Here is an 8238-nt window from a genome sequence, read left to right as displayed (position 1 = left end):
TTTCATTATAAGTCATGTGGGACTTTTTTTCTACATTCAAAAAGCCCTACAATCTCCTTGGTGGATTTACCCACTACAGAAATTATAGAGCCGAATTATTGAGTCGCTTTTAAGCGATAAAGCCTGGGGCTAAGATCCTGGGCTTTTTTGCTATCTTCTAAGGGAATTCATTGACTTTGTGACTGATTTTTCCTATAATAAGGTTACGAAATCAAGCAAGAAAAGGCCTGCGGGCTTTTTTATTGTCGCTTGGTAATGGTTCAGTCTTCTGACAACAGAAGCTCTGCTATTTCAGAAAGGATAAAAATATGTTAGATTCATTTGATAAAGGTTGGTTCGTCCTTCAAACTTACTCTGGCTACGAGAACAAGGTCAAGGAAAATCTCTTGCAACGTGCCCAAACTTACAACATGCTTGATAATATCTTGCGCGTGGAAATCCCAACACAAACAGTAAACGTTGAGAAAAACGGTAAGACTAAAGAGGTTGAAGAAAACCGCTTCCCAGGTTATGTCTTGGTTGAGATGGTTATGACTGATGAGGCTTGGTTCGTTGTTCGTAACACGCCAAACGTTACTGGTTTCGTTGGATCACACGGTAACCGTTCAAAACCAACACCACTTCTTGAAGAAGAAATCCGTGCAATCCTCTTGTCAATGGGTCAAACTGTAGATGTCTTTGACACTAACATCAAAGAAGGTGATGTGGTTCAAATTATTGATGGTGCCTTCATGGGTCAAGAAGGTCGTGTTGTTGAGATTGAAAACAACAAAGTGAAGATCATGATCAACATGTTTGGTTCAGAAACACAGGCAGAAGTAGAACTTTACCAAATCGCAGAATTGTAATCGAAAGAGAGCAGAAGCAGGAGTCACCTTGTTTAAGAGGAAAGATTTCTGACCTAGCTCTCTTTTTATGGCTTTAAGTAGCCAAATTTTGCTTTTTTTGCCCCTTATTTCATGCTATAATAAAAGGGATTAAATATTTTTAGAAGAAGGGAAGAACCTTGATAAGAGCCTAAGGCTCTCTATCAGTCTTGGTATCTTAAAGATGACTTTCTACAACCACAAAGAAATCGAACCCAAATGGCAAGCCTTTTGGGCAGATAATCACACCTTTAAAACAGGAACAGACGCATCAAAACCTAAGTTTTATGCCCTAGATATGTTCCCATACCCATCAGGAGCTGGTCTCCACGTTGGTCACCCAGAAGGCTATACAGCAACGGATATTCTCAGCCGTTTCAAACGTGCCCAAGGTCACAATGTCCTCCATCCAATGGGTTGGGATGCTTTTGGACTTCCTGCTGAGCAGTACGCTATGGATACTGGTAATGACCCAGCCGAGTTTACAGCTGAAAACATTGCCAACTTCAAGCGCCAGATTAATGCTCTCGGATTCTCATACGACTGGGATCGCGAAGTCAATACAACTGACCCTAACTACTACAAGTGGACACAGTGGATCTTTACTAAGCTTTATGAAAAAGGCCTAGCCTACGAAGCAGAAGTTCCAGTTAACTGGGTTGAAGAATTGGGAACAGCCATCGCCAACGAAGAGGTTCTTCCAGATGGTACATCAGAACGTGGTGGCTACCCAGTTGTCAGAAAACCAATGCGCCAATGGATGCTCAAAATCACTGCCTATGCAGAGCGCTTGCTAGAAGACTTAGAAGAAGTTGATTGGCCAGAGTCAATCAAGGACATGCAGCGCAACTGGATCGGTAAATCAACTGGTGCTAATGTAACCTTCAAGGTTAAGGATACAGATAAGGACTTCACTGTCTTTACAACACGCCCTGACACCCTTTTTGGTGCGACTTACGCAGTTCTTGCTCCTGAGCATGCCTTGGTTGATGCTATTACAACGGCTGACCAAGCAGAAGCCGTTGCCGAATACAAACGTCAAGCAAGTCTCAAATCAGACCTCGCTCGTACAGACCTTGCCAAAGAAAAAACAGGTGTCTGGACAGGTGCCTATGCCATTAACCCAGTTAATGGTAAAGAAATTCCAGTTTGGATTGCGGACTATGTCCTTGCCAGCTACGGTACAGGTGCTATCATGGCTGTTCCAGCCCACGATGAACGTGACTGGGAATTCGCAAAACAATTCAACCTAGACATCATTCCAGTTCTTGAAGGTGGTAATGTTGAAGAGGCTGCCTTTACAGAAGACGGTCTTCACATCAACTCAGACTTCCTAGATGGTCTCGATAAAGCGTCAGCTATTGCCAAAATGGTCGAATGGCTTGAAGCAGAAGGTGTTGGTAATGAGAAAGTCACTTACCGTCTCCGCGACTGGCTCTTCAGCCGTCAACGTTACTGGGGTGAGCCAATCCCAATCATCCACTGGGAAGATGGTACATCAACAGCGGTTCCTGAGAGTGAATTGCCACTGGTTCTTCCAGTAACCAAGGATATCCGTCCTTCAGGTACTGGTGAGAGCCCACTTGCTAACTTGACAGACTGGTTGGAAGTGACTCGTGAAGATGGAGTTAAAGGTCGTCGTGAGACTAACACCATGCCACAATGGGCAGGTTCAAGCTGGTACTATCTTCGCTACATCGATCCACACAACACGGAAAAATTGGCTGACGAGGAACTCCTCAAACAATGGTTGCCAGTTGATATCTATGTTGGTGGTGCAGAACATGCCGTGCTTCACCTTCTCTACGCTCGCTTCTGGCACAAGGTTCTTTACGATCTCGGTGTCGTACCAACTAAAGAGCCATTCCAAAAACTCTTTAACCAAGGGATGATTTTGGGAACAAGCTACCGCGACAGCCGTGGTGCACTTGTGGCAACTGACAAGGTTGAAAAACGTGATGGTAGCTTCTTCCATGTGGAAACTGGTGAAGAGCTTGAACAAGCACCAGCTAAGATGTCTAAATCACTTAAGAACGTTGTCAATCCAGATGATGTTGTTGAGCAGTACGGTGCTGACACCCTTCGTGTTTACGAGATGTTCATGGGACCACTGGATGCTTCAATCGCTTGGTCAGAAGAAGGTCTTGAAGGCTCACGTAAGTTCTTGGACCGTGTTTACCGTTTGATCACGACTAAAGAGATTACTGAGGAAAATAGCGGAGCCCTTGACAAGGTTTACAACGAAACCGTTAAGGCTGTTACTGAGCAAGTTGACCAAATGAAATTCAACACAGCTATCGCTCAGCTCATGGTCTTTGTCAATGCAGCCAACAAGGAAGACAAACTCTTTAGCGACTATGCCAAAGGCTTTGTTCAATTGATTGCACCATTCGCACCACACTTGGGTGAGGAACTCTGGCAAGTCTTGACAGCCTCAGGTGAGTCAATCTCTTACGTGCCATGGCCAAGCTACGACGAAAGCAAATTGGTTGAAAACGAAATTGAAATCGTTGTCCAAATCAAAGGTAAGGTCAAAGCTAAACTCGTCGTTGCTAAAGACCTTTCACGCGAAGAATTGCAAGATCTTGCCCTTGCTAACGAAAAAGTCCAAGCCGAAATCGCAGGCAAAGACATCATCAAAGTCATCGCAGTACCAAACAAACTGGTTAATATTGTGGTGAAATAAGAATAAAGAAAGGAGCTTTCGAAGCTCCTTTTTTTGTTGGATTTCCGTACTATTAAGGAAAATATTGCTATTTAAATAAAACGCTTACATGATATACTGATAGTATCAAATTCAAGGAGGCTTATTATGTCTAAGTTACCAGATAATTTTTTATGGGGTGGTGCAGTTGCTGCTCATCAGCTTGAAGGAGGATGGCAAGAAGGCGGTAAAGGGATTTCAGTTGCTGATGTGATGACAGCTGGTCGTCATGGAGTTGCTCGTGAGATTACAGCAGGTGTTTTGGAGGGAAAATACTACCCTAACCATGAAGCAATCGACTTTTATCATCACTATAAAGAGGATATTGCTTTATTTGCTGAGATGGGCTTCAAATGTTTCCGTACTTCAATTGCTTGGACACGTATTTTTCCAAAGGGTGATGAATTGGAGCCTAATGAAGCGGGACTTCAGTTCTACGATGATCTTTTTGATGAATGCTTGAAGTATGGTATTGAACCTGTTGTTACCCTGTCTCACTTTGAATTACCTTATCATTTGGTAACAGAGTACGGTGGTTTTACAAATCGCAAGGTTATTGATTTCTTTGTACGATTTGCTGAAACTTGCTTCCGTCGTTATAAGGATAAGGTTAAGTATTGGATGACTTTCAACGAAATCAACAATCAAGCCAACTATCAGGAAGATTTTGCACCTTTTACGAATTCAGGGATTGTTTATCAAGAAGGCGATGATAGGGAAGCCATCATGTACCAAGCTGCTCACTATGAGCTAGTAGCTTCTGCCAGAGCAGTTAAGATTGGTCATGAAATCAATCCAGATCTTCAAATTGGTTGTATGATAGCCATGTGTCCTGTTTATCCAGCTACTTGCAAACCTTCGGATGTTTTAATGGCGCAAAAGGCAATGCAAAAGCGTTATTACTTTACAGATGTCCATGTTCATGGTTTCTATCCAGAACATATTCTTAAGTATTGGGAACGTAAGGGTATTGATGTTGACTTTACTGATGAAGATAAAGAAGATCTGCTAGCAGGTACTGTTGATTATATTGGTTTCTCTTACTACATGAGTTTTGCGATTGATTCTCATCGCCCAAATAATCCACATTATGATTATCTTGAGACAGAAGACTTGGTTAAAAATAACTATGTCAAGGCTTCTGATTGGGACTGGCAGATTGATCCTGAGGGACTTCGTTATGCCTTGAACTGGTTTACGGATATGTATCACTTGCCACTTTTCATTGTTGAGAATGGATTTGGAGCTATAGATCAGCTAGAAGATGATGGTATGGTCCATGATGATTATCGTATTGATTATCTGGGTGCCCACATTAAGGAAATGATTAAGGCCGTGGATGAGGATGGTGTCGATTTAATGGGTTATACACCATGGGGCTGTATCGACCTTGTATCAGCTGGAACAGGTGAGATGCGTAAACGTTACGGTTTTATTTATGTTGATAAGGATGATGACGGACAAGGCAGCTACAAACGCTCTCCGAAAATCTCCTTTAACTGGTATAAGGAAGTTATTGCTTCAAATGGTGAGAATCTATAAATTTGGTAGACCACTTCAGGTAGGATGTTACCTGTAGTGGTTTTGTCATAGGGAGGAATCCAGATGATCTATTTTGTAATTTGTATAGCTGCTTTTCTAGCTGGAATTTTGCAGAGTGTTACGGGGTTTGGAGCAGGTATCGTCATCATGTTGGTACTACCAGTTATATATCCTCTTCCTCAGGCAGCTGCACTTTCAAGTTTAATCTGTTTGATAATGGTTATTCAACTCAGTTTTAGATACAGACAGTATGTTAGCTTTTCTAAGATTGTTTTACCAACAATTTGTTACATTTTGGCTTCTAGCTGGGCAATTCGTTTATCGACAACCCTTTCTCTCTTCTTTTTAAAACTAGTCTTTGCCATCTTTTTGATCATCTTATCGATATTCTTCTTGATGAAGTCTGAAGAGATAAGATTGAAGGATAGTTTAGGAATCCTTATTTTAACTGGGATCATTTCAGGTTTATGTGATGGATTTTTTGGTATAGGAGGTCCTCTCTTGGTTATCCTCTATTTATCAATTTTTCCAACACTAGAAGACTATATGGGTAATTTACAAATAACATTTATGATCGCAGGTTTGTACGGTTTCTTTTTCCGTATTTTCCAAGGAATATTGACAATAAACTTACTGGGCTCTGCTTTATTTGGAATAGGAGCGATTCTTTTGGGTGTTTTTGTAGGAAATAAATTAAGGAACTGCTGTAATCGTCATATATTGGAAAAATTAACTTATTTTACGATTGGCTTATCTGGACTGATAACCTTATTAACAACTATTTTTTAGGAGTATCTTATGGGATTTATCGCAGCATTTTTAACGACTTTTGCCTTTTTACCACAGGTAATTAAAACTATCAAGAGTAAGGATACAGAATCCATTTCTTTAGGAATGTACAGTATGCAGGTGGTTGGTATTGGACTATGGTTGCTTCATGGAATCATCATAGATGATTTGGCATTAATATTAGCCAATAGTGTTTCTTTTATTTTGTCTGGTACAATTCTATGCTATAAGTTAAAATATAAATAAGTGACGAAAAGGAGATTTTGATGAATACGAAAGTTTCAGTATTACTGGTGTGCTTTGTCATGCTATTTATTGTTACAATTTTTCTTCGATTTTTTCAGAGAAAAGCTAATCAAATAGAGGAGACAGTTTATATCATCAGATTTAAGACTACCTCTGAGAAGCAAAATCTCACTGAAAATCGTAAGTTGATGTCATATATTAACATTCTGTCTGAAGATCAACAAGGATATGTTGTATCTAGTCGTATTAGTGATAGTCGATTAAAACAAATGATCATTGAAACCTACAATATTGATTCAAATCATGTCACAGTACAATCAAGGCTTTATGCTGGCTTACCTTTATAAAGGAACTTATTTTGACTGAGAAGGATTCTCCTCCTCGGTTTTTTTTATTATTTTCCATATTGATAAGGAAATAAGTGAAATTGAAAACGATTACATAGTTGATATAATAAAACCATAGAAAATTTGGAGGTAGCTATTATGGCTAAAGCATTAATTATTTGTGTAGCAGGTATGTCATCATCACTAATGGCAAAAAAAACAACTGAATACTTTGAAAAACAGGGAAAAGATATTCAGGTAGATGCAATAAATGCTAATGAGGCAAAGAAAGTGATTGAAAATAAGGAATTTGATCTCTACCTGGTTAGCCCACAGGCGAAAATGTAGTTCAATGCTCTAAAAGTTGCAACTGATGCCACAGGTCAGACGATAGCAAATATTCCACCACAAGCTTATATTCCGATTCCTATGGGAATTGAAAAGCTGGCTAATTTAATCGTTGAAAATCTTTAAGTAAATCTATTGTAGATTTCTTGTGTATGTTAGGGAGAGGACATCATGTTAGATATAAAAGAGAAGAAGTTGATCCAATATTTATTGAAGCACAAATCAACTTTTTTAACTGGAAAAGATTTAGCTAACTATATGTCTTGTTCTGACAGGACTGCAAGAACCTATATGAAGCGATTATCTGAGTACTTGGATGCGGAAAGTGGTTTAAGAATACTTTCTAAACAAGGATCGGGGTATCAGTTGATTATTGAAGATGAAACTCTTTATTTTCAATTTCTGTCGAAGAATAATATTTATTTTGGCTTAGAAAATATTGAAATTACTGACCGTCATAATTACATTTTGAATAAGCTGATTTTTGAACAAGATTGTCTGCTCTTTGATGATCTGTCTGAGGAGCTCTTTGTGAGTCGGTCAACCTTATCATCCGATTTTAAAAAGATACGTGAGATTTTAGAAAAATACAATCTACTGGTAGAAAGTAAACCGAACCGAGGTGTATTTGTATCGGGTAGGGAACAGGATAAAAGACATTTTATCATGGATTATTTTTTCAGTGGTCAATTTTTAAAAAATATCCATCATTACATGAGTGAGGACGTTCTTGATTTACCCATAAGTTTTGAAGAATTGACGATCATTGTTGTAGATGAGTGTCGCAATGGAAATTTAGGTTTATCTGATTTCGTTATTCAAAATTTAGTTATACATATAGCCTTAGCTATTAAGAGAATGAGGGATGGATTTGATCTAGCTCCGATAATTTTATCAGAGGATAAGGTTCAATTAGAAATAGCTATTGCTCAGAATATCTTAAGACGAGTTCGCTTTATTACACAAATTGACTTCCCAGAAGAAGAAGCAAATTATATAGCATTACACTTGATTTCCAAGGCAACTCACGATTCGGGTTCTGATGAACACGGAGTAAATCTAAGACAGGATATTATGGCTTCCTTGTCTCTATTGGAACAAAGTGATTTGTATTCTTTTAGTAACGATTTGACGTTAGTAGAGGGATTATCAAAACATTTAGAGGTTCTAGTTGAACGTATCAAAAACGGTATTCATCTTGAAAATCCTTTGTTGGACGATTTAAAAGCTCATTATTCTGATGTTTTTACTCTAAGCAGAGACTTTCTCCGTAATCTCCCATCTTTGAAGTCAATTCTGCTTTCAGAAGATGAACTAGCTTATATTTTCTACCAATTGTCAAGTATTTCAATGCTTTAAAGAGAAAATAATTTTTAGACAGTAGATATTTTGAGATTACTATCTGATTTTTGCACTC

Annotated in this window: 7 protein-coding genes and 1 pseudogene; all 8 read left to right on the top strand. The window is 39.0% G+C overall.

The window, feature by feature from the left end:
• Positions 1-308: 308 nt before the first annotated feature.
• The 8 genes and pseudogenes from nusG to JOC28_RS09980 all read left to right on the top strand — a co-directional run bounded on the left by nusG (position 309) and on the right by JOC28_RS09980 (position 8180).
• Positions 309-848: a transcription termination/antitermination protein NusG gene (gene nusG / locus JOC28_RS10015; RefSeq protein WP_205010548.1), complete on the top strand. Its 540-nt coding sequence runs from the start codon at positions 309-311 to the stop codon at positions 846-848.
• 202 nt (positions 849-1050) lie between these two features.
• Positions 1051-3552 (top strand): leucine--tRNA ligase, encoded by a 2502-nt coding sequence (gene leuS / locus JOC28_RS10010; protein WP_205010547.1) that lies wholly within the window; start codon positions 1051-1053, stop codon positions 3550-3552.
• 126 nt (positions 3553-3678) lie between these two features.
• Entirely contained in the window at positions 3679-5112 is a 1434-nt protein-coding gene (locus tag JOC28_RS10005) for a 6-phospho-beta-glucosidase (protein ID WP_205010546.1), read from the top strand.
• 63 nt (positions 5113-5175) lie between these two features.
• Positions 5176-5901, top strand: coding sequence for a sulfite exporter TauE/SafE family protein (locus tag JOC28_RS10000; protein WP_205010545.1), 726 nt, complete (start codon positions 5176-5178; stop codon positions 5899-5901).
• 9 nt (positions 5902-5910) lie between these two features.
• Positions 5911-6147, top strand: coding sequence for a SemiSWEET transporter (locus JOC28_RS09995; protein ID WP_205010544.1), 237 nt, complete (start codon positions 5911-5913; stop codon positions 6145-6147).
• A gap of 20 nt (positions 6148-6167) precedes the next feature.
• Complete coding sequence (locus JOC28_RS09990) at positions 6168-6494, top strand: hypothetical protein (RefSeq protein ID WP_205010543.1); 327 nt, start codon at positions 6168-6170, stop codon at positions 6492-6494.
• A 138-nt stretch (positions 6495-6632) separates the two neighbouring features.
• A pseudogene (locus JOC28_RS09985) lies at positions 6633-6947 on the top strand (PTS cellobiose transporter subunit IIB).
• Positions 6948-6992: 45 nt separating this feature from the next.
• The gene (locus tag JOC28_RS09980; protein WP_205010542.1) at positions 6993-8180 is read left to right on the top strand and encodes a BglG family transcription antiterminator; all 1188 of its coding nucleotides are present in this window, start codon (positions 6993-6995) and stop codon (positions 8178-8180) included.
• The last annotated feature ends 58 nt before the right edge of the window (positions 8181-8238 follow it).

It is taken from the genome of Streptococcus loxodontisalivarius, assembly GCF_016908645.1.
Lineage (GTDB): Bacteria > Bacillota > Bacilli > Lactobacillales > Streptococcaceae > Streptococcus > Streptococcus loxodontisalivarius.
This window is presented reverse-complemented; position numbering and strand designations above follow the sequence as displayed.